The organism is Desulfofundulus sp. (assembly GCF_049701015.1).
Classification (GTDB): Bacteria; Bacillota; Desulfotomaculia; order Desulfotomaculales; family Desulfovirgulaceae; genus Desulfofundulus.
Window position 1 is genome coordinate 1 of record NZ_JBNATZ010000373.1, and the last position, 1793, is coordinate 1793.

3 protein-coding genes are annotated in these 1793 nt (G+C 54.7%); all 3 read left to right on the plus strand.

The annotated features are described in order from the left end of the window. Positions 1-375, plus strand: a 375-nt coding sequence (locus tag ACPLUI_RS14535) for a pyridoxal-phosphate dependent enzyme (protein ID WP_424660955.1), incomplete at its 5' end; no start/stop codon positions are given. Positions 376-533: 158 nt separating this feature from the next. Continuing rightward, the gene (locus ACPLUI_RS14540) at positions 534-1475 is read left to right on the plus strand and encodes a DMT family transporter (protein ID WP_424660956.1); all 942 of its coding nucleotides are present in this window, start codon (positions 534-536) and stop codon (positions 1473-1475) included. Between the two features lie 31 nt (positions 1476-1506). Next, positions 1507-1793 (plus strand): hypothetical protein (locus ACPLUI_RS14545; RefSeq protein ID WP_424660957.1); only part of this gene is annotated, 287 nt, incomplete at its 3' end.

Here is a 1793-nt window from a genome sequence, read left to right on the forward strand (position 1 = left end):
ATTACCGGGGTCGCCTCCGTTTTGAAAGCCCGCCGTCCCTCTCTGAGGGCGGTGGCGGTGGAGCCGGCTTCCTCGCCGGTGCTTTCCGGCGGCAGGCCGGGCCCGCATAAGATTCAGGGCATCGGTGCGGGTTTTGTCCCGGAAGTACTGGATATGGCTTTGCTTGATGAGATCATAAAGGTGTCCGATGAAGATGCGCTAAAAACCGCCCGCCGTCTGGCCCGGGAGGAGGGCCTGCTGGCAGGTATTTCTTCCGGGGCTGCCGTCTGGGCTGCCTTACAGGTGGCCGGCCGTCCCGAAAACCGGGGCAAGAATGTGGTGGTTTTGCTCCCGGATACCGGGGAACGTTACCTGTCTACGGAATTGTTTGTTTAAATTGGGTAAATTCCGGCCCAAAACCTGGCTTTCGAGCTTTGGGGGGCTGGTGGTCCCGGCAAGTTTTCCCGGTGGAATACACTTGCCTGGCAGGAATCTCTGCTCAGCTGGTAGAATATGAAGGACAGTCGTGGTTGTTAAGTTGGGAGACTTGATGAATGAGCATACCTCAAAAAGGGCCGGCATTCTCTTTTGAAGAGGGGCCGGGTTTGTCAGCTGCCTGCCGGGAACGCCCTTTTATTAATCCCTACCTGGCCATCGTGGTAGGTGTGGTGGGGGCCGCTTTTTCTTCTATTTTTACCAGGCTTGCTATGGCCCCACCCCTGGTCATAGCCTTTTACCGGTTGGGTTTTGCCGTGCTCATGATCGCCCCCGTTGCCCTGACCAGGGGTCGGGAAGAATTACGCTCCATGAGCCGGCGGGACATCATACTGGCCTGTCTTTCGGGTGTACTGCTGGCATTGCATTTCACAGCCTGGATTACTTCCCTTGAATACACGTCCATTGCCAGTTCCACAGTGCTGGTCGCCATGCAGCCCTTATTTGTGGTATCAGGTGGCTACCTGATATTCAAAGAAAAAATCGCCCGTACGGGAATTGGGGGGGCTGCCCTTGCTTTAGCCGGCAGCACTATTCTGGGTGTGGGTGATTTTCAGATCGGCGGGCGTGCTTTTTGGGGGGACATCCTGGCTTTTGCCGGTGCTATTTTTGTGGCCGGTTATGTCCTGATCGGGCGTGGTTTGCGGCACCGGCTGTCATTGTTTCCTTACATTTTTGTCGTATACGGGGCAAGTACCGTAACGTTGTTCCTCGGTGTACTGCTCACCGGCCTGTCTTTTTTCCCTTACCCGCCTTCAACATGGTTGTGGTTTTTCCTCCTCGCCCTGGTGCCCACCATTTTCGGGCATACCATTTTTAACTGGGCCCTGCGTTATGTCAAGGCGGCAGTGGTCTCGGTGAGTACACTGGGAGAACCGGTTGGAGCGACCATTCTGGCTTATATTATTTTTAACCAGGTACCTTCGCCCCTGCAGCTTGCGGGTGGCTTGATTATTATCACAGGCCTGTCCGTTTTTATCCAGGCGGCAACCCGGAAATAGTTTTCACACTTCTTTGGCGGGAGAACGGTTCGTGAGCAATGTATATTTCTTTCCCACCAGAGCTGGCTGGTTGGGTAGCGTCTGGGGTAAAAAGGGTCTGTTGGTCCTGACGTTTCCCCAGCCCTCTCGAGAGGAAGCCCTGGCTGCTCTGAACAGTAGAATACTGCCTGCAGAAGTCAATGAAGGTAGCGGGTTTGCTTTAAGAAAGTGGCAGTTCATCCTGGAAGAAAGGCTGGACCATTACTTTAAAGGCCGGCCCGTTTCCTTTGTGGATATGCCCGTGGATCTTTCCTGGTGTACTCCTTTTGTGGCCCGGGT

Coding starts and splice junctions, on each gene's coding strand:
- ACPLUI_RS14540 (WP_424660956.1), top strand. CDS start 534: ATGAGCATACCTCAAAAAGGGCCGGCATTCTCTTTTGAAGAGGGGCCG.